23 protein-coding genes are annotated in these 24,075 nt (G+C 66.6%); 9 read left to right on the forward strand and 14 right to left on the reverse strand.

Features of this window, described 5'->3' with window-relative positions:
• Positions 1–37: 37 nt before the first annotated feature.
• Positions 38–913 (reverse strand): IclR family transcriptional regulator, encoded by an 876-nt coding sequence (locus IR212_RS13025; RefSeq protein WP_194396312.1) that lies wholly within the window; start codon positions 911–913, stop codon positions 38–40.
• Positions 914–1,342: 429 nt separating this feature from the next.
• Here IR212_RS13025 and IR212_RS13030 point away from each other — a divergent pair, with 429 nt between their 5' ends.
• On the forward strand, positions 1,343–2,281 hold the full coding sequence (locus IR212_RS13030) for an alpha/beta hydrolase (protein ID WP_228479566.1): 939 nt from the start codon (positions 1,343–1,345) through the stop codon (positions 2,279–2,281).
• A 173-nt stretch (positions 2,282–2,454) separates the two neighbouring features.
• Here the strand turns inward: IR212_RS13030 and IR212_RS13035 are convergent, their stop codons facing one another.
• Positions 2,455–2,874 (reverse strand): Rid family hydrolase, encoded by a 420-nt coding sequence (locus IR212_RS13035; protein ID WP_194396314.1) that lies wholly within the window; start codon positions 2,872–2,874, stop codon positions 2,455–2,457.
• A 258-nt stretch (positions 2,875–3,132) separates the two neighbouring features.
• Between IR212_RS13035 and IR212_RS13040 the strand changes: the two genes are divergently transcribed.
• Together IR212_RS13040 and IR212_RS13045 are read left to right on the forward strand one after the other, a co-directional pair.
• The gene (locus IR212_RS13040; protein WP_194396315.1) at positions 3,133–3,597 is read left to right on the forward strand and encodes a nuclear transport factor 2 family protein; all 465 of its coding nucleotides are present in this window, start codon (positions 3,133–3,135) and stop codon (positions 3,595–3,597) included.
• Between the two features lie 8 nt (positions 3,598–3,605).
• Positions 3,606–4,307: an alpha/beta fold hydrolase gene (locus tag IR212_RS13045; protein WP_194396316.1), complete on the forward strand. Its 702-nt coding sequence runs from the start codon at positions 3,606–3,608 to the stop codon at positions 4,305–4,307.
• Positions 4,308–4,393: 86 nt separating this feature from the next.
• On the opposite strand, the gene IR212_RS13050 is transcribed toward IR212_RS13045, so the two are convergent.
• The 7 genes from IR212_RS13050 to IR212_RS13080 all read right to left on the reverse strand — a co-directional run bounded on the left by IR212_RS13050 (position 4,394) and on the right by IR212_RS13080 (position 12,852).
• Positions 4,394–5,440, reverse strand: a complete 1,047-nt coding sequence (locus IR212_RS13050) for a zinc-dependent alcohol dehydrogenase (RefSeq protein WP_194396317.1) — start codon at positions 5,438–5,440, stop codon at positions 4,394–4,396.
• Positions 5,437–6,783, reverse strand: a complete 1,347-nt coding sequence (locus IR212_RS13055) for a hypothetical protein (protein WP_194396318.1) — start codon at positions 6,781–6,783, stop codon at positions 5,437–5,439. Before IR212_RS13055 ends, IR212_RS13050 begins: the two co-directional genes overlap by 4 nt.
• A gap of 134 nt (positions 6,784–6,917) precedes the next feature.
• A complete protein-coding gene (locus IR212_RS13060) occupies positions 6,918–7,316 on the reverse strand; it encodes a metal-sulfur cluster assembly factor (protein WP_194396319.1) in 399 nt (132 codons plus the stop codon).
• 2 nt (positions 7,317–7,318) lie between these two features.
• Positions 7,319–8,449: an amidohydrolase family protein gene (locus IR212_RS13065; protein WP_194396320.1), complete on the reverse strand. Its 1,131-nt coding sequence runs from the start codon at positions 8,447–8,449 to the stop codon at positions 7,319–7,321.
• A gap of 79 nt (positions 8,450–8,528) precedes the next feature.
• Positions 8,529–10,106, reverse strand: a complete 1,578-nt coding sequence (locus IR212_RS13070) for a PucR family transcriptional regulator (RefSeq protein WP_194396321.1) — start codon at positions 10,104–10,106, stop codon at positions 8,529–8,531.
• A gap of 47 nt (positions 10,107–10,153) precedes the next feature.
• Entirely contained in the window at positions 10,154–11,803 is a 1,650-nt protein-coding gene (locus IR212_RS13075) for an amidohydrolase (RefSeq protein WP_194396322.1), read from the reverse strand.
• On the reverse strand, positions 11,800–12,852 hold the full coding sequence (locus IR212_RS13080; protein ID WP_194396323.1) for an LLM class flavin-dependent oxidoreductase: 1,053 nt from the start codon (positions 12,850–12,852) through the stop codon (positions 11,800–11,802). Before IR212_RS13080 ends, IR212_RS13075 begins: the two co-directional genes overlap by 4 nt.
• A gap of 239 nt (positions 12,853–13,091) precedes the next feature.
• On the opposite strand from IR212_RS13080, the gene IR212_RS13085 reads away from it, so the two are divergent.
• Positions 13,092–13,586 (forward strand): hypothetical protein, encoded by a 495-nt coding sequence (locus tag IR212_RS13085; RefSeq protein ID WP_194396324.1) that lies wholly within the window; start codon positions 13,092–13,094, stop codon positions 13,584–13,586.
• A gap of 48 nt (positions 13,587–13,634) precedes the next feature.
• Here the strand turns inward: IR212_RS13085 and IR212_RS13090 are convergent, their stop codons facing one another.
• From IR212_RS13090 to IR212_RS13110, 5 genes are all read right to left on the reverse strand, one after another.
• Positions 13,635–14,048 (reverse strand): (R)-mandelonitrile lyase, encoded by a 414-nt coding sequence (locus IR212_RS13090; RefSeq protein WP_194396325.1) that lies wholly within the window; start codon positions 14,046–14,048, stop codon positions 13,635–13,637.
• Positions 13,948–15,468, reverse strand: a complete 1,521-nt coding sequence (locus IR212_RS13095; RefSeq protein ID WP_337907601.1) for an FAD-binding protein — start codon at positions 15,466–15,468, stop codon at positions 13,948–13,950. Before IR212_RS13095 ends, IR212_RS13090 begins: the two co-directional genes overlap by 101 nt.
• Positions 15,465–15,977, reverse strand: coding sequence for a hypothetical protein (locus IR212_RS13100; protein ID WP_194396327.1), 513 nt, complete (start codon positions 15,975–15,977; stop codon positions 15,465–15,467). The genes IR212_RS13095 and IR212_RS13100 overlap by 4 nt, the downstream gene beginning before the upstream one ends.
• 52 nt (positions 15,978–16,029) lie before the next feature.
• Positions 16,030–17,016 (reverse strand): flavin reductase, encoded by a 987-nt coding sequence (locus IR212_RS13105; RefSeq protein WP_194396328.1) that lies wholly within the window; start codon positions 17,014–17,016, stop codon positions 16,030–16,032.
• A 152-nt stretch (positions 17,017–17,168) separates the two neighbouring features.
• Complete coding sequence (locus IR212_RS13110) at positions 17,169–18,785, reverse strand: aldehyde dehydrogenase (protein WP_194396329.1); 1,617 nt, start codon at positions 18,783–18,785, stop codon at positions 17,169–17,171.
• 154 nt (positions 18,786–18,939) lie between these two features.
• On the opposite strand from IR212_RS13110, the gene IR212_RS13115 reads away from it, so the two are divergent.
• The 5 genes from IR212_RS13115 to IR212_RS13135 all read left to right on the forward strand — a co-directional run bounded on the left by IR212_RS13115 (position 18,940) and on the right by IR212_RS13135 (position 24,025).
• Positions 18,940–19,311 (forward strand): hypothetical protein, encoded by a 372-nt coding sequence (locus tag IR212_RS13115; RefSeq protein ID WP_194396330.1) that lies wholly within the window; start codon positions 18,940–18,942, stop codon positions 19,309–19,311.
• Positions 19,308–20,198 (forward strand): NAD-dependent epimerase/dehydratase family protein, encoded by an 891-nt coding sequence (locus IR212_RS13120; RefSeq protein ID WP_194396331.1) that lies wholly within the window; start codon positions 19,308–19,310, stop codon positions 20,196–20,198. The genes IR212_RS13115 and IR212_RS13120 overlap by 4 nt, the downstream gene beginning before the upstream one ends.
• Before the next feature lie 74 nt (positions 20,199–20,272).
• Positions 20,273–21,544, forward strand: coding sequence for a CynX/NimT family MFS transporter (locus tag IR212_RS13125; RefSeq protein WP_194396332.1), 1,272 nt, complete (start codon positions 20,273–20,275; stop codon positions 21,542–21,544).
• A gap of 94 nt (positions 21,545–21,638) precedes the next feature.
• On the forward strand, positions 21,639–22,607 hold the full coding sequence (locus tag IR212_RS13130; protein WP_194396333.1) for an IS481 family transposase: 969 nt from the start codon (positions 21,639–21,641) through the stop codon (positions 22,605–22,607).
• A gap of 392 nt (positions 22,608–22,999) precedes the next feature.
• Complete coding sequence (locus IR212_RS13135; RefSeq protein WP_194396334.1) at positions 23,000–24,025, forward strand: ABC transporter permease; 1,026 nt, start codon at positions 23,000–23,002, stop codon at positions 24,023–24,025.
• The last annotated feature ends 50 nt before the right edge of the window (positions 24,026–24,075 follow it).

The raw sequence follows: 24,075 nt of genomic DNA on the forward strand, positions 1-24,075 counted from the left end.
CAGCGTTCGACATCCCAGAAAACTATCAGGGCGATGATCAGCGGACTCGCGAGACCCCGTTCACCGACATCGCGATCCGGGTGGCAGCGTCGCGGAGCGGCGGAAGCACCTCAGAGATCTGGATGAGCGTCGATCGGCGCGTGAGCGTCACCACCGCGCGCTTCTGGCCGTCGCGGCCCGGAACCAGGACCGCGATTGACGAGTGTCCAGGGGTGTTCTCCTCGAAATCCAGCGCGAACCCGGCGTCGCGAATGGCACGGATCTCGCTGAGCAGTCGGTCATTCGACATGATCGTGCGGGGAGTCAGCCGGCGGAGCGGGTTGTCTTCGAGCCAGTGGATGAGGTCGGCGTCCGAATAGTGGAAGGCGAGAAAGAGCTTGCCCGCAGCCGTCGCGGCGAGCGGCAGGCTCTGGCCGGCAGCTGTCGTGCTGTTGCGGTCGCCGCCGCCCGCGATCCGGTCGACGAAGTACGCCATGTCGCCACTGCGGATGACCAGGTGGGCCGTGAGGCCGGTCTTGGCGAACAGGTCAACGAGGTGTGGACGGGCCGCGTCTTGCAGGATCACCGACAGTGGAGTGCGGCGCCCGAGATCGAAGACGCGCATCCCGAGCTCGTACCACTCACCATACTTCTCCAGCAGCCCCCATTGCACGAGCTCCTGGGCGAGGCGGTGCGTTGTCGGCTTCGGCAGTCCCGCGCGGCGGCTCAGTTCGCTCAGCTTCACTCGGTAGGTACCGCCGTCGAAGGCTTCCAGAATGAGGTGCGCCTTGCCCAGAACCGACTTCGGGTACTCGCTGGCCTCTTCGATGAGTTCATCCAGAAGCGGCTCCGGGAAGCCGTCTGCGACCGGGCGCAGCCTACTTGCAGGCGTTGCGTCGATCGGTGAGTTGACGATGGTGGCGATCGAAGACATCTGACGATTCCCCTCTTACTGTCCGCTTGGGCAATTGCGAGACTAGCCCGCTCATGTTGCGAGAACGAGCGTGAAATGACCGGTTCTGTTACGTTCCCATTTCGAGCGATCCGCCGCGCAGGCGCGCCGATTAATGCCCTCTCGTCGGCCATTTTTCGGGTGTCCTGGAGCGCCGTTCGTCGAGGGAACAGCGGGAGCAGCGTCGTGTTCGAGTGCTCCTCGATCGCGCGTCTCACGGGGTCTGTGAGAGGCCCGATCATCTCCTCCACCGAGCGACTTCGCGCGATGGAGATTTTGAAAGGCTAGTTGCGGCGTGCACCGCACCCTATGGCCATCTGGCATAGAGCCTAACTGTCCATCTGGACAATTGCTAGTGATTTCTTCTACGAACCTGCGTCCATCCACCGGACCGGGCGCTTGACGGTGAAGATGATCCGCTGGGAGCATCCCCCGAAACGTCGCACCGAGCGACGCAGGAAGGGGCGCATGCCGATGGTCACAGAAATCCGTGAGGCACGAGGATGCCGCAATCCAGGCGAAGACGAGATCGCTACGTGGCTGCCGACACGGAGGGTCGACCACCGCATCGCGTACGGACCCGAGGCCGCGCAGTTCGGTGACCTCTGGCTGCCCCGCAGCAGCTCCCCCGACCCCAATGGCTATCCGGTGGTGATCTCGATTCATGGCGGCCTATGGATGTCGGAATGGACGCACGAGCACTGCGATCGGATGGCTGAGGCCTTCAGCGATGCGGGATTCGCGGCCTGGAACATCGAGTACCGCCGAATCGGCAACACTGGAGGCGGCTTCCCAGGCACGTTCCTCGATGTCGCTGCGGCCGTCGACCACGTTCGCGAGCTGGCGAAGGACTTCCCACTCGATCTCAGCCGGGTCGTCGTCGTGGGCCACTCCGCCGGCGCGCACCTCGCAGCCTGGATCGGCGCACGCCACAACCTCGCCCACTCGAGCCCGGTCTACCAGGCCGATCCGCTTGCGATCCGGGGGGTTGTCGAGCTGTCGCCCATCCCCGATCTTCAGCGGTTCTACGACCTCGTCCGCGACGTGTACCCGCCCATCCAAGACCTGCTCTACGCGTTGAGCGGCACGGATTCCGATGAGGCGCTGGCCGAGATACTCCCCCAGATCTCACCCGCGCGCATGGGCCCGGTCGGCGTGGCACGCACGATGATCAACGGGGAGAGCGACCCTACTCCGCCGGACGTCATCCGAGAGTTCGCTGCGCAAGCCGAGCAAGCCGGCGACGAGGTCACGCTCGTCTTCTTCGCGGATGCCAATCACTTCGCCCTCGGCGACCCCGGAACCGAGCTGTGGGACGCGATCGTCGAACGCGTGCGCGACCTGGCTTGAGGGATGGCGGCCGGCACCGGTCGGGAGGAGTTCACCTCTGCCGCCGGATGCTGGCCGCCATCACTCTGCTCGCGTCCGCGGGCGGACTCGTTGCCCTCGCCGCGGTTGTGAGCCCCGGCACAGTGCGGGCCGGGCACGGATGATCGTGAGGCCTCCGGCCAGGCTCGCGCCGCTCAGGCAGGGCGGGTGGCGACGGCGACGACCTCAATCTCGATGCGCATCCGACCGGCGAGCTGCGCCCCGACGCCTGTCCACGTGGGACGCCGGCCCTCCATGCGCTGGAGGAGTTGCGCACCCACCAATCCGTCCGCTTCATCGGTGAACCCGTCCTCGCCGCCATGGAAGGCGCGGACCGAGATGACACTCGGCCAGTTGGAGCCGGACGCCTCGAGGATCCCGCCGATGTTGTCGAAGCACTGGGCGATCTCGTCCTCAAGCGACTCCGGGAACACCTTTCCGTCGGGGTCGGAATACCCCCCCTGCCCAGCGGTGAAGATAAGGTCCCCCACGCGCACTGCCTTGGAGTACCCGTAGGCGGCGCCGAGTCGGGCACCACCGCCGCTCTGCGGATCGATGTACTGCGGTTCGGACATGAGACAAGACCTCCTGGTCGTGGAAGCACCCGAACGGTGCTCCGCCGGCATCGCGACGCTAGCGTGCAGCCCGCTCCCGAACCACATCGCCGGTCCGACTCGCGGTCCCGTCAGCATCGGGCGCCTCCCCTCCGAACCGATCGGTATCGACGAACGGCGAAGCCATCCGCGTCACTTGGGCCGATTGTCGCGTCCGCACCGCGTGGTCCTCCGACTAGCGTGAGCCGCAAACCTGCCGCTCTCTGAAAGGAGATCCGCGTGGACCTCACGCGCACGAACACCGATCTCGTCGAGCTGATGCAGCTCGAGGCCAGGTACTCCGCGCTGTTCGACAGCCGCTCCGCCGAGGCGTGGGCCGACTTGTTCACCGCCGACGGCTCCTACCAGGGCGGCTTCTTCCGCCGGAGTCCCGGCGATCCGCTGGCAACCGGCCGCGACGAGCTCATCCGGCTCTGCATCGAGCACGACGGCACGACGTGGCACTCGCTCGGACTGCCCATCCTCACGGTGGACGGCGACATCGCAGTCGGCCGCGTGCCCTCCATCTCTGTCGTCATGCAGGACCAGGACGGCGCAACTCGCACGATGCTCTACCACGGCTATTACGACGTCAGATACGCCCGCACCCCGCAGGGGTGGCGGATCTCGCACCGCGTCAGCTACACCGTCACGCTCCAGGAGCACTATCGCGGCGACGCGGTGCCCGCACTGCCGACGGTCTGAGGGCGACGATGACGACAAGCGACGTCCGAATCCGCTTCGTGCTCGTCCACGGCGCCTGCCACGGTGCGTGGACCTGGGAGACGGTTGCTCCGCGCCTCGAGGCGCACGGCTGGCTGGTGACCGCCCCTGAGCTGCCCTTCACCTCGATGCATGAGGATGCGCGCGTGGTGCGCGACGCTGTCGCCGCAGCGAGAGAGCGTGGCGAACGGGTGATTCTCGTCGGTCACAGCTACGGGGGCGGTCCGATCACACAAGGCGGCGCGGAGGCGGATCATCTCGTGTACGCGGCGGCCGCGGTCCCCGACGTCGGCGAGCCGACGGACGACGAGCGTACGATCACACCCGAGGCGCTTCGCGCGGCCGTGATGCTCGAGAACAACACCGTGCTGTCGATGGACCCGCAGCACGCCGCCGCCTCTTTCCTGCAGCGCACCGACCCCGACCTGGCCCGTCGCGCGGTCGAGCGACTGCGCCCGCAACCAGTCCTCTGCTTCGAAGAGCCCCTCACGGAAGCAGCCTGGCGGCACGTACCCTCGAGCTACATCGTGGCCACCGACGACCGTTCGTTCGCCACCGACTTCCAGCGCGTTCTCGCCGCGCGCGTGCGCGATGTCATCGAGCTCGATTGCGATCACTCGATGTACTACTCGGCCACGGACGGTCTCGTGAGGCGACTCGAGGAGATCGCGGCTGAGGTCGCCAGTCGCTGAACGGGCCGACCTCGGCAAACAGAGAGCGGATGCCGTGCCCGAGGGCCGCAGCATCCGCTCTCTGTGATCTCAGTGCAGAGCCGGCGTCAGGACACGACCACGTGCAGATCGATGTCGGTCGGCGACCCCGACGCGGCGAACGCAGAGGCGAAATCATCGAACTCGTACTCCACGATGGTCTGCGCCTGCAGGTCGATGAGGCCGGCGCTGACCATCCGCATCGCGTGGAGGTAGTCGTCGTTCACAAGCCCGTAGATGCCCCGGATATCCACCTCCCGCTCGATCACCGAGCCGAACCAGTCCGGCATCGAGAGGTCGAGCCCCATCAGCCCGGAGAGCACCATGATGCGCCCCCGCCGCGCAGCGGATGAGAAGGCCTGTGCGATGACGCTCGCGTGACCGGCGAGCTCGACCACGACCTCGGCCCCGTCCGGCAGGATCTCGTACAGCGACGCGACCGTGTCCCCCGCGCCCGCGAGAATCGTGTCGGTGGCGCCGAGTTTGCGGGCGAGGTCGAGCGATGTCTGGCGGGTGTCCACAGCCACGATCCGGGATGCGCCGAACGCCTTGGCAGCAAGGACGGCACACAGTCCGACACGCCCTGTCCCGTAGATCACAGTGGTGAATCCCGGAATCACCTGGGCACGCTCGTACATGTGCACCATCAGAGCCACATCAGGAAGGAGGGTTGCCTCGACGAACGAGATGTCGTCGTGCAACCGCACCATGCTCCACTCCGGCGCCGATGTGAGTTCCGCCAGCGCACCGCGTGAACCGACGTCGTTGCCGTAGAGCTTATTGTTCGGGCACATGTTGCTGATGCCGCGCTGGCACCATTCGCAGGCGTTGCAGGTGATCGGGCTCTTGATGATGACCCGGTCTCCCACCTCGAAGCGCGTGACCTCAGAACCGACCGCCTCCACGATGCCTGCCGCACGACGGCCGGAGACATGCGGGAAGACCCAGTCCTCCGGCTTCACGCGCGGTGATCCGACGACCATCGTGCGCGTCGAATCGGTTCCGATCTGCACCGCCTTCGGCCGCACGATCACGTCGTGCGCGCCGGGGACGGGCGCCTCGATCTCCCCGATCGTGACCTCTCCCCCGAGGGAGTGGTGCAGGATCGCTCTCACTTTTCGTCCTGCGTGTGGGTGCCGAGGTGCCAGGGGGCGGGGTTCTGGGCGTAGGCGGTGTAGTCGCCGGGGATGCTGATGCCGGGGATCTGGGGTTCCCATTGGCGGTCGAGGAGTTCTTCGGGGTCGCCGTACTCGGCGGCCAGCGCGCGGACCTCGGGGTCGTCCAGCGCGGCGAGGCGACCGTCCCGGATCGGGACCTCGACGGTGCCGTCGTCGTGGGTGATCTCCACGGTCGGCCACATCAGGTGCATGTGCACGTGCCCGTACGGCCAGCCCAGCTCACCGGCCTTGTTCTCCGCCTCCGACGGGCCCGCGGTCCCGAACCCGAGGTGGATCACCCCGGACCGGTACCGTTCCCACTCCGTGCCGCCGGTGGAGACCATGTCGATCCGCGACGGGCGCCGCACCCACGGGTTCGTGCCCACGGCGACCTCCCACAGCCAGAACAGCCCCTTCCCGGGGAACTGGTCGTACTGCAGCTCCTCGGTCTCCTCCAGCAGCGCACGCCACCCCTCGCCGTACGCGCCGCCCCCCTCGACCCGGGTGATCTTCCCCGCCTCGAGCGTCGCGGTCAGCTGCGGGAACGGCTTGGAGAAGTGCGTGAGCGTGCCCTTGATCACACCCTCCGCGTCCTGCAGCGCGTTGATCGGCGGACCCGGGTGATACATCAGATGCCCGATGCACGGGTCCTCCGCGAACCAGGTGCCCTCCGTGGTCCAGTAGTCCGGCAGCAGCGTGTACGAGAAGTCGGTGCCCTCCTTGTCGGTGATCCGCACCTTCGCGCCCTTGCCGCGCGACCACACCGGATCCCACGCCTTCTGGTTGATCAGGTCATGCAACGGCCGCGGGAAGTTGTTCGACTTGTCGAGGAACTGCTCCTCCAACTGCCACGCATGCCCCTCCCACCGGAAGTCCGCCGCGATCGGGAACGCCCGCCCCTGGATCAGCAGGTCATAGTTGCGCCACTCGACCACCTTGCGCACCCACGGCATCTCCAGATACCGGCGCGGCCGATACGTGTCCTCATGGCCCTTCCACGGCTCCCGGCGAATGTTCGCATCCAGCTCATCGGTCTCCGTGATCGGACGATCCACCCCACCATCAGCGATGATGATGTCGACCTTCGCCCCCCGCTCCCGCAACACCTTCGCGATCGCCAACGGCGCCGCCAGATGCACCGTCGAATCAATCGCGATCATCACCTTGTCACCAGGCTTGGTCTCCCCATACCCCTGATAACCCGGCACATTCGTCTTCGCATACAAATGCAGGAACTCCGGCTGATCCGCCAAATACTCCGCCTGCGCGATCGCATCCGCCAGATTCTCACTCTGATCCAAACTCACAACTTCTTCTCTCTTCTCAAAATGCTTCTGGTCACCGAACGGTGGACCAGCGAAGGGACGGGAACATGGCACGGACGCGTCGTAATGGATGATGCCGACGACGAGCCGCCCGCGCAGTGGCTCGATCGTCAGGACACGTCCATCGCCGCCGCACCGCCAGGAGTGCTGTCGAAAACCAACGGGAGGCGCTTGCGATGCTTCGCGTGCATGAGTTCGCGTGCGTGCTCTGCCATCCGCGACTCATCCCATGCGAGGAGGTGGTCGAAGCTCACATCGACGCCGTTCACCCAGGGAAGCTTCTCGACGTGCTCAGTGACGTAAAGGATGAAGTGCCCCACGTACATGCAATGCGGGGCGGTCACCGTGAGTTCGACGCTGACGTGGCCGTCGTCTGCGATGTCGATCTTCTCCACGAGTCCCATGTCGTTGAGTCCGGTGGGAACCGCTGCGGCGACGCTGCACGGATCCTTGATGTCGTTGATCGCGACACGCACCTCCGCCCGCCGCCGCTCCATCAGGTCGCTCATGATCACACCGGCAGGAGAGGTGCGGTTCCCGGTCCGACGAGAGGAGCGGGATCGCCGTCGCGGGTGCCGCCGGTGACCGTGCTCCACGGCGCACGCAGGCCATTACGGCGCTCCTGCTCCACGTCGTCGTCGGCGAGCAGCGCACGGCGCTCCTCGACGTCGATCCCGTGGATGTCGAGCATGTTCTGGCCGATGATCTTGCGCTTGATCTCGTCCGTGAACTCCGGGTACCCGCCGTCGACCATGTCGGCCGGCATCTCGAACTCCATGAAGGCTTCGATCACCGGGCGCCCGTGGGTGAAGGTGCAGCCAGTCGCGAACAGCACTTTGTCCTCCCCGCCCATGAGCAGCAGCTCGCCCATGATCTGCGCGAACTTGCGCTTCTGGCCGAGCGCGTAGTGCGCGGTCGACTCCATGTTGATGTAGACGTTGGGGTAGCGCGCGATCTGGAAGGCGCACTCGTCGAGAAAGGCCATGCCGCCGTGGACGACCTCGAACTTCAGGTTCGGGAAGTCGCGCGCCGCGTAGTCGATGTCTCCGACGCGGTAGGGATCCATCGGAGTGACCCCGAGAGGCGCTGCCTTGTGCACGGCCACCGTCTTGATGCCGAGATCCTCGATGTGCTGCAGCACGGGATAAAGTTCGTCCTTGTCGGCCAGCGACATCGACTTGAACTCCCCGTCGATGAAGTCTGTCGGGTAGAACTTGATCCCGGAGAGGCCGTACAGCTCGTGCTGACGGTCGATCTCGTCGATCGTTGCCGACGGACCGTCGAAGGTGCTGATGGGACCGTACAGCAGCGTGCGGTTCGGGTACCGGCGCTTGACCTCGTAGCCGATCTCGATCGGCGAGTAGCCCTTGAAGATGCCGGGCATCGGGACTCCGTGGAAGACGCCGATGTCGGTGTAGCTCTCAGGGAACACCGCCGAGATCACCGTCTCGGGGTCGGGCAGCGAGTGAAACCACTCACCTCGCTGATACTCCTGGGGCATGACGCCGAGCTCGTAGTAGTAGTCGCCTTCGACAACCGGCTGAACGTACTTCACGGTCTCGGGAGTACTGGCGGAATCCACCCGCCGGTTGTCGAGCGCGTGGATCACCGAGTCGACGACGAACACGTCTTTATATGCCATTCGAGAACACTCCTGCTCTAGTCGCGCTGTTTCATTCATCCTGTCCAGCGGCGCAGCGACCGCACACTAGACAAAGGGCCTACGAGATCGGGGAAGTTCGGACAGCCGCCGCCGACGGACGGTTACCCGACGGCGGCGACGTCTCGGCGTACAACGCCAGGGCGAGCGAATACTCGAGGAGGTTCTCACCGGCGCGCGGATCGCGCCCTGTGAGCTTGGTGATCTTGCTCAGCCGGTACGCGAGGGTGTGCCGATGGATATACAGGCTCGCCGACGCGGGCCCTGGACGACAGCCGTGCTCGATGAAGGCACGGAGTGTGTCCACCAGATGCGACGACTCCCGGGCGTCGGCCTCGAGGAGCGGTCCGATGGTGCGATGGACGACGAGATTGCGCAGTTCAGGATGCTCCGACCCGAACATCGCCGGAACGGGCACGTCCTCGAGACCGAACACGCCCGAGTTGAGGGTCGTCATGCTCGCAGCAGCCTGAGCTTCACGGATGCTCGCCGCGAGTCCGGCCATTCCGGGCCGCCCCGAGCTCACGCCCACGCGTGCCCGGCCGACCACGCCGACGAGAGTCGAGTGGAGCTCGTTCGCGATGGCGGGAGAATCCCCCACGACCGCGATCACCGATGAGTCCTCGATTCCGATGATCGACTGCGGCGGCAGGTTGTCCTCGACGAGTCGGCACAGCTCGGAGACGGGCACGCCGTTCGCGGTCACGATGCTCAGCACGGTCAGCGGGGCGTCCGCGCTCATCCCCGACTCGCCCACTCTCTCTGCGAACCGCTTCTGGTTTATCGTGCCGCGCTTCAGACGAAGCACGAAGTCGCTCGCGGCCGCCCGCCGCAACCGCCGACTGGACATGTCGCGCGAGAGCACGAAGACCGCGCCGGCGATCGCATGCTCGAGGGTGAGCTGATCGATCTCGTCGAGGGTGTCTGCCCCGGTGCACGCGAAGAAGCCCTCCGCCTCCCCGTCGATCGCCAGCGTCCACACCCGAGTGTGAACGCCGGACAGGTCCAGATCGCGGTACACACCTGGCAACGTGGGCGAATCGCGACAGACACTCAGTTCCGCGTTCGGAAGTGTCACGACGCGATCGCCACGCTTGGCGACGACGCGGCCGAACCAGTCGAGCACGCTGAGCGAGATCCCCGGCACGGCGTCCACCACCACCTTGAGGATCGCGCTGAGACTCGCATTGCGTGCGACCTCGCGCATGATCCGACGGTGCACTTCCATACCGGCTCGCACGCGGGAGTAGTGCTGATCGATCACGCGCGAGGTCACGAACATCGTCACCTCGCTCAGAGGAACGTCGTAGTCGAGCGTGAATACGGGAATGCCGGCTGCGCTCGCCGCGGACAGGAGAGGCTCAGGCGGGGGTTTGCCATCGACGCCGCTGTAGCCGAGGGCGTTGCAGCTGATGCCGGCGAGGCGTCTGATGAACCCGGCCTGCTCGTCGGGAGTGGCCGAGATCAGCGTCATTCCCGTGGTCAGCACCAGCTCGCCGCCCCGAAGCCACGGGGTAGGGTCGAGCAATTCCGTCATCGTGACGGCTCGCGCCTCACGGCGACCGGCCATGAACTCATGCCCCGCGACGACGGTGGCGCCGAAGTCGGGATGGTCGAGAAGTTCCTGCAGGATGGTCACGCTTCACTATCACCTTTGCGTGCAGCGAGCCAAAGTCCTCGGTCCGCTCACGTGACCGACGGCGATTCGGCTCCTTCGCGCGAGTAGGCCAGTCGCCCTCCGACGATCATGTGGTCGACTTTGATGTCGGGCAGATCTGCCGCGTCCGTCTTCCACGGATCGCGGTCGAGGACGATCAGGTCGGCCTGCTTGCCGACCTCGACGGAGCCGTACTGATCCCCCAGCCCGAGGGAGCGCGCGGCGTTGATCGTATGCATTCGCACCGCGGTGTCCAGGTCGATGGCTTCCTCGGCTTCGATGACCGCTCCCGAGAAGCTCGTGCGCTTCAGCGAGCACCACATCCCGAAGAACGGGTTGGTCTGCCGCTCTTCAGCGCCCGTGTAGACATCCGAACTGCCGTTGAGTTCGAGACCACGCGCGTGCAGGCTCTTGAAGGGGAAGCGTCCGCGCTCGGCCGTCTTTCCGAGATAGACCGGGAAGTAGTCGCCGAAGTTGTAGAGGAAGCCCGGCTGCGGCATGGGGATCACTCCCGACTCCAGCCATGCATCGACCGCCTCGGGACGCGTGAGCAGATTGCCGAGATGTTCGATGCGGACCCTCGGCCCGTTTCGCACTCCTGACTTGAGGACGCCTCGGATGATCGCGTCCTGCGCCCGCTCGCCATTGCCGTGCACGGCGAGGTCGAGTCCGGCCTGCGCGGCTTCACGGACGAGCGTCGCGACGCGCGCACTCGTCAGGTTGATCCTCCCCCGCGAGCCCGGGCGGATGGCCACCTCTTTGCGATAGGCGACCCAGGTCGCGGCGTTCTTGGAGGAGAACCCGCCGTCGGCGAAGACCTTCACCCCAGCGACTCGGAACCGGTCAGAAGGGCGCTCGAGATTGTCATCCCCGCGGAAGGCATCCTCGAAGGAGACGGTTCCCGGGGCGCAGAGGAACGTCAGCACGCGCTGAGGGATGCGACCGTCGGCTACGAGTCCGGCGTATGCCTGCACGCCGTCGATGGAACCCGCGATGTCGCCGACGACGCTGACGCCGAACCGCGTGAACATCTGCTCGACGCCGGTCTGGAGGACGTCGGCCATGTCGAACGGGGGTGCCACGATGGGAAGCATGGAGTCGATCTCGCTGACCAGCCCGGTCGGCGTGCCGTCGGAGCCGATCTCGACGATCGCGCCGCCCATCGCGCCGGCGGCGTTCCCGGTGAATCGGCCGAGGTCGGAGACCTCGATCGCGGCCGAGTTCAGCAACGACGTGTGCCCGCCGGCGTGGATGATGATCGGGACGGTGCGAGAGACGGAGTCCAGCTCTTCCTTCGTCGGATAGCGACCGTCGGCGAGCTTCTGGTTGAAGAAGAGGTTGGCCTGCGCGGTCAGCCAGTAGCCCTGTCCGGTCGGGAAGTCGCGCAGCCCGTCGCGAAGCGCGTCGAGCACATCGGCGACGGTGCGGCACCGGGGTACGCGACAATCGACCATGGTCGACAAAGCCAGCGACGAGACCTCGGTGTGCGCATGCGGATCGACGAACGCCGGCATGACCACGCGCCCGCCGAAGTCGAGCACCCGCCCACGAGGATCGGCGCCGGCGACACCGGAAACACGTCCGTCCGAGATGCTCACAGCGCGAGCTGTGGAGCTCGCCGAGTCGATGGTGCGGACGTCGCCGAGGACGCCATCGATGTGCGAAGTCCCGGCAATCACGCGGCAGCGCCTACGGTCGCGTTGAACGGCGCCATGACTTCCTTCGCGAAGAGCTCCATTCCTTCCATGACCTCTTCGTGGGTCGGACCGAAGTCGAACATGAGCATGAGCTCGGTGACCCCGAGGTCGGCGTACGCCTGAACCTTGCGGAGGCATTCCTCAGGGGTGCCGAAGATGAGGTTCTCGCGCACCTCCGCACGCGAGGGCTCCTTCTCGAGGGGCTCGGGAGCGACATAGCCGCGCGGGTCAGCGGTCTGGGTGAAGTAGTGCAGGCGCTGGTTGATCCGGTGGTTGATGAGCGCCTCGTCGACCCGCTTCTCGATCGCCGCCTCGTCATAGCTCGGCGCCACGCCGCGGAGGATCGTCAGCTGCTGGTCCACGCCGCCGTCGGCGCGCTTGGCGCGACCGCGGTGGAATGTGGCCGCCGTCTCTTCGACCGCCGACATCGGCCGGATGAACGGCCAGTTGGAGACGTTGTAGCCGCGTTCGGCCGCCCACTCGATGGTGGGGCTGGTCATCGCGGTCATCCAGAACGGCGGATGCGGCGTCTGCACCGGATGCGGCCACACCGCTGCGTTGTCGATGTCGTAGTACTTGCCGTGGTGCGTGACGTTGTAGTTGGGGTCCGCCCAGATCTGCTCAAGAACCTCCAGCGCCTCGGCGAATCGCTCCTTGTTCTCCGAGTAGGGCACGCCCAGTCGCTCGAACTCGTACTCGTAGGCACCGCGCCCCACGCCGACGTCGAGCCGCCCGCCCAGCGAGTTGTCTGCCATCGCGATCTCAGCCGCCGAGATGAGGGGGTGCCGGGTGGTCAGCAGAATGGCCATCGTGCCGACGCGGATGTCCAGCCCGTGTCCGACGTGCTGGGCGAACATGAGCGCGTTCGGCGTCTGCATGAAGTGGATGAGGTGATGCTCGGGCACCCAGATTCGCTTGTACCCGAGCTTGTCGGCGAGGACCGCCTCGTCGCGCTTCTCGTCGAGGAGCGTGCGCGAGTAGTCCTTCGGCTCGTGAATGCGCTGCGATGAGAAGAAGATCGAGAAGTCCATGTCGGTCCTTTGCGAAGCGGGTTCGGCGGCGCCGGTCGATGGGGCGGATCACGCATCTCGCCGGAGCAACTGGGACGACGCTAGATGACGGTTCCGCCGGGCGCATTGGCCATGAGTATGTGGATGCCGACGGTCGATTGGACAGGCGAACGGGACGTTGGCCAGATCACCAGGGGCACGCGCATGCGTGGGGCATCGGTCCATGGGCGCGGCCGGCGAGCCGCCCGTAGCCTGCCCCCATGACGAGTTCGCGACCACACTTGTACGTCGACCTGACCCGCGCCATCGAAGGGTCGGTCGATCTCGACTACCGGCTGATCGACGAGTCCGGCCGTGGAATTCGCGTGTCTCACGTGGAGCCGGCGGCTGCCGATGTCTCCGTGCAGTCGTTCGACGGCACGGTGTTGCTCGACGCCGGCGAGCCCGTCGAAGGCACAGCGATCTTCGTGATCGCTTTCCCGGTTCCTTCGCAGCGGTGCGACGAGTTCGATGAATGGTTCGCGCAGGAGCATGCCCCCCTCCTCTTGAGCGACCCGCGGTGGCGTCGGGCACGACTTCTCGCTTTGGAGAATTCCACGTTCTCGCGCCTGATCGTGCACGACCTCGACGACGTCGAGGTTCTCGAGTCGGAGCACCGGCGCCGCGCGGGTCAGACGGCGCGCACGGCGTCGACGCTGTCCGGCGACTGGACCGCGGCCGCTGCGCGCTTCATCGGGGTGCGGACGCAGGCCTGAACAGCGCACCAGTGAGTGCGCGGGCCTCCGGCCACGCGCACTCACTCTTCACGCGCCTGCGCGAGGACCGCCGTACTCCTCATCGGTGACCAGGTCGTCGAGCTCGAACGTGACACCATCGGCGTCTGTCGGCTTGATGGCCAGGTGCACCATGAGGCGATCCGGTGCGGCGCCGTGCCAGTGCCGCTCACCGGGCTCGAAGTACACGCAGTCGCCCGGGAAGATCCGCTCTATCGGCTGGCCGTCACGCTGGCAGAGCCCCTCGCCCTCGGTCACCCAGATCGACTGACCCAGCTCGTGAGTGTGCCAGGCCGTGCGCGCGCCGGGGGCGAAGTGCACGTATGCGGCTTCGATGCGCGCTTCAGGCGGGAACGCATCCACTCGGTCCCAGCTCACATCGCCCGTGAACCACGTCGGGCGTGAGACCTGTGTCGGACGCTGTCCGCTGCGGATGACCTTCATATTGACCTTCCTTCCGCCCCGCGCGACGCGCAGGGATGATGTTGGCATTCGAACGAAACACGTTGGTCGGATCCCAGTGGGCTTTCACTCGTGCGAGCGCATCGTACGTGTCAGTGAACAGGGCTCGCGCGCGTCGCTCACCGAGATCGCCGGCCCAGCTGGCGGCGACCGGCGACCCGACTCCGTCCCGACTGCCGCGCACCGCGGCACACACCTTCGCGACCCAGGCCTGCTCCGAGGCGGAACGCTCTGGCAGCGCGTACATCGCAACCGCACACACGTCCCATTGCCCACCGGAGCGCACCGCGAGCGGCCCGCCGAACCCACGGTGCTCGTTGATGCCCTTGTGCGCGGGAGAGAGCTGCAGCATCCGCGCGGTCGACGCGTCCTGCTCGCCGAGAACAGCAGCTTCGTCGAGCAGCAGGTCGATGACTTCGTCGCTCAGCGCGCGAACGATCTCGTCGTCTCCGACGCTGAAGGGGCCGTGGTCGGCCACCATCGCGTCGTAGATCTCATGGGCGCGGGGGAACGTGATCGAGTCGACCGTGTCCCTCCATGGGGAGGACAGCGCACGGAGCGCCGCAAGCTCAGCTTCCGCCGCGCCACGGGCGCCGACGTGGCAAACGATCGCTCGCAGCGCCACCTCACCTGCCCGTCCGGTTCGACCATGGGGGCGAGCCGTCTCCAGCGTGAGGAAGAAGGACAGATCAGATGAGCACACCTGCTCGAAGTCCCGGAGCATGCGCAGCGCGTCGCGCACCGCGCGTGCGCCTGACCAGATCATCTCCCCCGCGAGTACGGTCTTGCCGACGGCGTGAGTCGCGACATCGATCGCGGTCACGATGCCGACGTCGGACGCCGCGCCGCGCACCGCCCAGAAAAGGTCTGCGTTCTCCTCTGGCGAAGCCCGCACGATCCGCCCGGAAGCCGTGACGACCTCGGCGGAGAGGACGCCGTCGCAACTCCATCCGTGGCGTGCCGTAAGGAACCCGAGATCGCCGCTCAGTAGTGTCGCCATTCCTCCGCGGGCGCTGATCCCCGTCACCGCGCCGCGCCCGCTACGGGCAGCAGCAGCCTGCACCGACGCGACGACCGCACCAGCGCGCACCGAAAGAACGCGACGATCGTGTGAGCGACGAACCCCGTTGAGTGGTCGGAGATCCACGAGAATGCTGCCTTGCGCCTCGCCGTCACCGCGACGATAGCCGGATCCCGGCGCGACAAGCCGGACACCCGCGCTCTTTGCGAGGTTCACCGCCGACACGACATCGTTCGCCGAACGGCAGCTGACGATCGCCAGCGAACCTTCACGCCCCCAGGGGTGCGCTGCGTAGCCTGGCTCCCCGTGACGCAGCACACGCGCAGTTCCGTGTTGGTCGCCGCCGCTGCGAGCCGGCGGGAGGCGTGACGCAGCGATCACGGCATCGTGTGCACGTCGTCCTGGGCGTCGACCTCATGCTGCGCCGAGAGGGTGAGCGCGCGGATGGCTGCCAGCATGAGATCGCACACGTAGACGTCCAGATGAGACTGCTCGGCGCCGGCGCACGCGACGACCAGCCGCCCTGACTCGTCGATCGAGCCACCGCCGTACTTGGTCATTCCCGGCTCGAGCAGGTACGGAAGGTCGCGCACTACTGTCTGCGAGGGCAGGCGGTACTTGAACGAGATATACGCCTTCGATCGCGCGACCACATCGTATTCGAACTCCCACGCTGCGCGGTCGCCGAAGGAACGACTCCAGAGCACCACGTCCCGCTTGAACAGGGGATCCTCTGCACCGCCGGCGTACTCCGCACTGTACTCACGGGTAGGGTCGAGCACGACCAGCTCACCGAACGGCGACTCGAACAGGCCGTCAGCAGCGAAATGCTGTTCGATCGCCGGCCGCACGAGTTCGAACGCAGCATCGCAGAGTTCGGCGGTGAGCAAAGACGAACGGACCATGGGATGCGGCTCCTTCGGGTAGTCGGGAGGGTGTCGGTCAGCTGACGCGGACGAGCGCCGACGAGTCGAACATCGCGCCACCCTTGTACACCAGCGGTTCTTCCTCACTCGCGCGAGCCGCGACGACCTCCGCGATGAACATCGTGTGTGTGGAGGCATGAACCCGCTCGTGGATGCGGGCTTCGAACACTCCGGCAGCACCCGCCAGGACAGGCGCACCGGTGGAACCGGGCGACCAGGTGATGCCCTGGAACTTGTCGCCACCCGACCGGGCGAACGCCCCGGCGACGTCCACCTGCTCGTTGGAAAGGATGTTCACCGCCAGATGGTCGGCCGCCATCAGCGCGGCATGCGTGGAGGATTTGGTGGCGATGCACACCATGATGAGCGGCGGGTTCAGTGACACACTCACGAACGCGTTGAGCGCCAGGCCTTTGGGCTGACCGTCCGCGATCGTCGTGACCACGGTCACGCCGGTGATGAACTTGCGATGCACCGCACGCACAGCGTCGGACAACTCGGCTACCTGTGACAGGTCGTCAACAGCCGTCTTGCCGAGCGACGAATAGCCGACGGCCCGGAGGAGCTCGACGGGGTTCCATGAGGCACGCTCTTCCGTGACGAGCCCGTCTTCGAAGCGAAGGATCGAGATGCCCGACACGTCGACCGATCGGGCGGTGGCGGGTACGCCGAGGAACTCGCCGCGGTGAGTCCCGGTGCTCGACCAGCTGATAACGAGACGTGCTTCCTCGCGAACCACGCTCTCGATCGCGGTGTTGAGGTCGGGGAAAGCCGCGCGCGTGGTGGCGATGGATTCCTTGAGCTCATGGAGGGTCGACTCGCCCCCGGAGTTGCTGCGCCGACGGTAGTGCGGAGACACCACGCTGTCGAGCGCATCGATCTCGCCGAGGTTCCAGGCCCGCAGATAGGCCTCGAGGTACTGTTCCTGGGGATCGCTCAACTTGTCACCTTCTCTGTGCTTGAGGGCCGACCAAGCGGGCTTCGACACCGCCTGACCGGCCATGTTCCCACCGTAAGAGCCGCCCTTCCGCGACGTCCACGGACAAGGATCGCATCCCGACGCGAGACACTGGGACGAATGGCCAAGAACCGTTCCGCCAGACGAAACAGCGGAGGGACGGTGCGCGATGCACCGTCCCTCCGCTGTCGTCGAGACTACTTCTGAATGATGAAGGGATCGTTCGTCGGCGCGTCGGAGAGGTTCACCCAGACGGTCTTGAGGCGCGTCATCTCGAGAACACCCGACTCACCGCCCTCCTTGCCGTGGCCACTCGCCTTGAAACCCCCGAAGGGTGCGACCGGACTCAGCGCGCGGTAGGTGTTGACCCACACCGTGCCGGCATCGAGCTGGTGAGCGATGCGATGCGCACGGTTGACGTTCTGCGTCCACACCCCCGCGACAAGCCCGAATGCAGAATCATTGGCCTGGCGGACGACCTCTTCGTCGCTGTCGAAACGGATGACCGAGAGGACGGGTCCGAAGATCTCCTCGCGCGTGATCGTCATCTGGGAGGTGACGTTCTCAAAGATCGTCGGCGCGACGTAGAAGCCTGAGCCCAGCTCGCCATCGGAGACCCGTCCGCCGCCGAAGGTGAGGTCGGCACCCTCCTCCTGACCGATGCGGATGTAGTCCAGGATTCGGTTCATGTGCGCCTCGTACGCGATCGGTCCGATCTCCGTCTCATCCGCGAGCGGATTACCGAGGCGGATGTCGGACATCCGCGCCTTCACCTTGTCGAGTACCTCGTCGTATACCGCGTTGTGCAGGTACACGCGCGATCCTGCTGTGCACGCCTGTCCGCCGGCGGCGAAGATCCCAGAGATGATGCCATTCGCGGCGTTCGACGTGTTCGCGTCGTCGAAGACGATGTTCGGAGACTTGCCGCCGAGTTCGAGCAGCACCGGCACGTGACGTTCCGCCGCCTTCTTGGCGATCGCGGTGCCGGTGGCGGTGCCACCGGTGAACGCGATGAGATCGACGCCCGGGTGGGCGACGAGCGCCTCACCGACATCGGCACCCGTGCCGGTCACGACATTGACGACACCGCGGGGAACGCCGGCCTCATCGAGGACCTTCATCATCTCGAGAATGCCCGCAGACGTGATCTCCGAGGGCTTGACGACCACGGTGTTCCCCATTGCGAGCGCGGCGGCGATCTTGTGGCTCGCCAGATTGATCGGGGCGTTCCATGGCACGATGGCCGCCACGACTCCGATCGGCTCGCGCCGGAGGTATGTGAGGTTGGTCCCCACGGTGGGCACAACCTCGCCGCTCACCTTGTCGGCCCAGCCGGCGAAGTACTCCCAGATCAGCGGGAGGTTGCCATACAGCGCACGAGTATCGCGGATGAGTTTGCCGTTGTCGTTGGTCTCGAGCAGAGCGAGGTCTTCGGCGCGGGCGGCAAGCCCGTCTGCGACGCGGCGAAGAAGGCGACCCCGAGCGGATGGGGTGAGCCCCGCCCACGCGGGCGAGGTCAGGGCGGCGCGCGCCGCGCGAACGGCACGATCGACATCGACAGCACCAGCGGAGGCGACCTGATACCAGGCCTTCCCGGTTGCCGGGTTGATGCTGTCGAGATAGCGGCCGTCGGCCGGAGTGACGTACTCGCCATCGATGAAGATGTCGTATGTCGGCAGGGTCGTGGTGCTCAACGTCTCCCTTTCGTGGTGGGCCCCGGCACGGGTAGCGCCGCACCAGATGCGGCATGCCGGAGTGAACTTGAAAACTACTCGGCACGCCCGCACGCGGCGTATGGACGCTTGTCCGAACATCGCTGCCGCCCATGCGCCATAAGGTCCGCATGGAACGCGCCAGGCGGCCCGCCGCACACGGGGAGGACTGGCCCGATGTATGACGCGCGGGCGTCCCCCGATGATTAGCGTCGACTTGCCCGCCGCACGGCCACAGAACAGGATTCGCCCGCGCATGCCGCTGATCACCATCACCTATTCGCCCGACACCGTATCCCTCGATGACCTGCGCGATGCCCTGACGCCCATCGCGCGTGTCACGGCTGACCATCTCGGACTCCTCCCGACCGATCTCGGGGTCGAGGTGCGCCCGCCGTCGGAACTGACGCTGCATCAGCGTTCCGTCTCGATCGTGTTCGACAGTTCGCCAGACCCGGCCGGCGAGCGCGCCGCGCTGCTGCCCGGACTCGCCGACCTTCTCGTCCGGACCGTGGCCGATCACCTCGTTTCACGCGGGCTGACGCCGGATGTCGGCGCGTTCGTCCGGATCTTCGCAGCAGGCTCCTACGCGGCGAACATCGCGACGTCGTCGCCGGTGGCGCCATGAAGAAGGCGTTCGTCACCGGAGCGGGCGGCTACGTCGGATCCCGCCTGGTCACCGAGCTCTCCGAGAATGGCTGGAGGGTGACGGGCCTCGCTCACACCGATGCCGACGCCGAAACGGTGCGTCGTGCCGGCGCGACGGTCGCCCACGGCGGGCTCGACGACATCGACGTGCTCCGCCGTCATGCCGCGGAGTCCGACGCCGTACTGCACCTCGCATTCCGCCACGATCTGGCCGACTACTCCGAGGCCGTGGCGATCGACCGTCGCACCATCCGGATTCTCGCGGAATCGTTGAGCCCCGGAGGACGCCTCGCCACAACGGGTGCGACGGCGTCGCTGCCTGCCGCGTCGGCCGGCACAGAGGACGATCTTGCCGATCCCGCCGCGCCGCGCGTCGGCAGCGAAGAGGAGACGGGTGCCGTGCGGGCATCGGGCGTCGGTGCCACACTCGTTCGCCTTCCTCCGTCGGTGCACGGACCCGACGACGTCCGCGGCTTCGTGACGCGACTGCTGGCGCTCGCGCAGGCGTCGGGCCGCTCGGCCTATGTCGGTGATGGCGAATTCCTCTGGCCTGCCGTTCACAAGGACGACGCCGTGCGTGTCTACCGCGCGGCCGTCGAGACCGAAGAGGCCCCGGCTGTGCTGCACGCCGTCGGCGAGGAGGGCGTGCCGTTCCGCCGGATCGCCGAGGCGATCGGTGCACGCGCCGGGGTGCCGACGGTATCTCTCGACCTCGCGGCCGCGGCCGAGCACTTCGGTCCCCTGGCGCGGTTCGCGACGCTTCACAATCCCACGTCGAGTGCGCTGACCCGCGCCCGCACCGGCTGGGCACCCACCGGCCCCACGCTGCTGGCCGACATCGCGGACACCGCCGTGTACGCGTCCTGAGCGCCGCGGTGTCCCACGCTGTCCGTGGGGCACCGCCGCCGGGTTTCACCGATCCACCCCGCACTGAAGGAGTCATGTCCGCCGTCGATCATCTTGAAGAATCGGCCCCACCCTCCCGACTCAGCACGCCTCCGGCAGCCCGACCAGTGTTGCTGGCCACCGGTCTTCTGCTCGTGGCGAGCAATCTGCGCGTCGGTGTGGCTTCGGTCGGGCCGGTGGTCGCAGACATCCAGGATCACATCGGCGTGGGGCCCATCGCCGTGGGCGCACTCACGTCGATCCCCGTCCTCGCGTTCGGACTGTTCGCCTTCGCTGCGCCGACGCTCATCCGGCGCACGGGTCTGCACCGGCTGCTGGGGTTGGCCATGCTCGTGCTGCTCGGCGGCATCCTTCTCCGCCTGCATCCGTCGATCCTCGCCCTGTTCGCCGGCACAGTGCTCGTCGGCGCGGCGATCGCCGTGAGCAACGTCATCATGCCCGCAGCGGTGAAGGAAGGTTTTCCGCAACGGACCGGGCTCATGATGGGGCTGTACTCGACCGCCCTATTCGTCGGCGCCGCCTTGGCGTCCGGGCTGACCGTACCGCTCGCAACTGCCACCGGCGGCGACTGGAGAACGGCGCTGGCGTGCTGGTCGATCCCCGTCGCGGTGGCCGCCGTCGTCTGGATGCCCCAGATGCTGCGGCGTCCCGGCAACACCGGCCGGGGTCGCGTCGCGGCACCGCGAGGGGCGGGTGAGCCTGAGTTCCGCGCTCTCCTGACCGATCCCACGGCGATTGCGGTGACGATCTTCATGGGCGCGCAGTCGACGGCGTACTACGCGACCCTGGCCTGGCTCCCAGCCCTCCTGCAGGACGCCGGCATGACGGCGGCCGAGGCCGGCTGGATGCTGGCGTTCACCGCTGTCCCGGGCACGGTGGCTTCGCTGATCACCCCTGTCATCGCGCGGCGCATACGCCCGGTATGGCTGCCGATGCTCCTCGCGGGGGCGATGACCGCGACCGCGTATGCGGGGCTCGTTACCCATGCGGTCTCTGGCGCGTATCTGTGGATGGCTCTCCTCGGAATCGGCCAGGGCGCGTCCCTCAGCCTAGGCCTCAGCTACATCGTGTGGCGCTCGCCCGACGTGCACCACACGGGACAACTGTCGACCATGGCGCAGGGCTTCGGGTACCTGCTGGCGAGCCTCGGTCCGCTCAGCCTCGGAGCCCTGCACGCCGTGACGGATGACTGGGTCGGACCGATCGCGGCCTTGTGCGCACTTCTCACGGCGCAGCTCATCGCGGGCGCTGTCGCCAGCCGCGAGAGGCACATTCTCGTTGCTCCGGGCGAGTCTGGGCCGCGCTAGGTGTACTGACCCGGATCGTTGTTGACGTAGGAGAAGCCTCCGGTGTCGAGTTGGAGCTGTCTAGTTCTGCAGCTCGAGCACACGGAGGCTTCTCGTGTCCCACGCTAATGCCCGGCTGACTCCGGCCGGCAGGTTGATCATGGTCCAGCGCATCCAGTCGGGGCGTGCCGTTGCGCACGTCGCGGCTGAGATGGGGATATCTCGGACGGCGGCATGGCGGTGGTGGCGCCGGTTCAGGGAGCACGGCTCTGCGGGGCTCGTGGACCGCTCCAGCGTCGCGAGGTCGCATCCGTCGCGAACCAAACCGTGTGTGGAAGCGCGGGTGCGGATCATGCGCCATCTCACTCGCCGCGGCCCGGTGTTCATCGCCGGCAGGCTAGGGATGCACGCTTCCACGGTCGGCAGGGTGCTACGTCGGCATCGGACGCCGCTGCTGCGCGAGCTGGACCCGGTGACCGGGACGGTGATTCGTGCGACACGTCGCTCCGCGAATCGCTACGAGCACGACCATCCCGGGTCGCTGATCCACGTTGACGTGAAGAAGCTCGGCCGCATCCCTGATGGCGGCGGCTGGCGGGCGCACGGCCGCAGCGAGGAGGTCCGGGGACGCGGGATCGGCTACGACTACGTCCACGCCGCGATCGATGACCACTCGAGGGTCGCGTATGCAGAGATCCACGCCGACGAACGCGCAAACACCACCGCCGGGTTCCTGGAGCGCGCGATCGGCTTCTACCGCTCCGTCGGCGTCCGCGTCGAGCGAGTGATCACCGACAACGCGACCGTCTACCGCCGCTCCCACGCGTTCCGCGCCGTGCTCGAAGCGCACGACATCACCCAGAAGTTCATCCGCCCGCACTGCCCCTGGACAAACGGGAAGATCGAGCGACTCAACCGTACCCTCGCCACCGAATGGGCCTACGCCCGCGCCTTCACCTCGAACGCGGAACGAGCAGCAACCTTGCCCTCCTGGCTCGACCACTACAACCTAGACAGGCACCACCTCGGCATCAGAGGCATCCCCATCGACCGAATCAACAACGGTCGAGGTCAGTACAGCTAGGGCCCACGCGACGATTCGTCGATCGTGGCCGGTGAAGCCAGGCGCATGACCCGACGGTCCGGTCGTGCGCCGGCAGTGTACGGTCACCGGGCGAGCCGCTTCTGCACCGACGCCCGGTGATCGGCGATGCCAGTCTTTCCACCCAGCGCGGGTGGTCCGCCCAGTGATACAGGTGTCCGAGTGGTCCGGACCGATTTGGCCAATCGAACATACCGTGACGCTGGACCGGGTCACTACCTTGGCCAGCCAGAGCCGCTTCACCCGAACTCGGCCGGCCAGACCGGATTCCAGCGCAGTGTTTCCGGCGTGTTTCCGAGGTCCACTCCGTCGCGCCCATCACACCGAAGGACCCTGTGATCGATCAGCAATCTGCTCCACTCGCCCCCGATACGGTGAGCGCATTCCTCGTGGAACGGCCACCGACCTCCCGATTCCGCGCGTTCCGTCGGCATCCGGTGGTGCGGTTCCTGGTGACCCGCGTCCTCGCCGGCCTCGGGACACTCGTGATCGTGTCGTTTGTGATTTACGCGGCGACACGAGCCCTTCCTGGGGATGCCGTCGAGATCATCCTCGGCCGCAACGCCACCCCCGAACTGGTCGCCGAGTTGCGCAGCCGGCTCGGATTGGACCAGTCGCTGCTGGAGGGCTGGTGGAACTGGTTCACCGCCGCCCTCGCCGGGGACCTCGGCGTATCGACCGCAGCCCTCGCACAGGGCAACACCGTGTATGTCGCCGACCAGATCGCCGGGCCGCTGACCAACAGCCTGATCCTCGCCGTGACCACTCTCGTCATCCTCATCCCGCTCTGCCTCGCTCTTGGCACCTGGATGGGACTTCGCGCCGGCCGACTCGGTGATCGCGTCGCCTCCCAGACGATGCTCGTTCTGGGATCGCTGCCTGAGTTCGTCCTCGGCACGTTCCTCATCGCGATCTTCTTCGCCTGGCTGCACGTGCTGCCGCCGCTCGCGATGGTCGGCCCCGCAGGACCGCTGGCCGATCCCAGTGCGCTGATCCTGCCGATCCTCACGCTCCTGGGAGTGCTCGTCGCATTCGTGGCTCGGCAGATCCGCGCCGGTGTGATCGAGTCGCTCCGCCAGGAGTACGTCACCATGGCCCGTCTTTCGGGCATCCGTGAAGGTCGCGTCGTGCGCGCGTACGCACTGCGCAACTCCCTGGCGCCCGGAGTACAGGCCATCGCACAGTCGATGCAGTATCTGGTCGGCGGCATCATCGTCGTCGAGGCACTCTTCGCCTATCCCGGCATCGGACAGACGCTCGTCAACGCCATCTCCCTACGCGACATCGCGCTGGTGCAAGCCATCGCGCTCATCCTCGCAGCGACGTACATCATCATCAACATTCTCGCTGACCTGCTGGTGATGCTGCTGGTCCCGACGCTGAGGACGGCCGGACGATGACCGCTCTGATCTCTCCACCGCGGCTTGACGACCGGAGGCGCCGAGTACGG

The organism is Microbacterium atlanticum (assembly GCF_015277815.1).
Taxonomy (GTDB): domain Bacteria; phylum Actinomycetota; class Actinomycetes; order Actinomycetales; family Microbacteriaceae; genus Microbacterium; species Microbacterium atlanticum.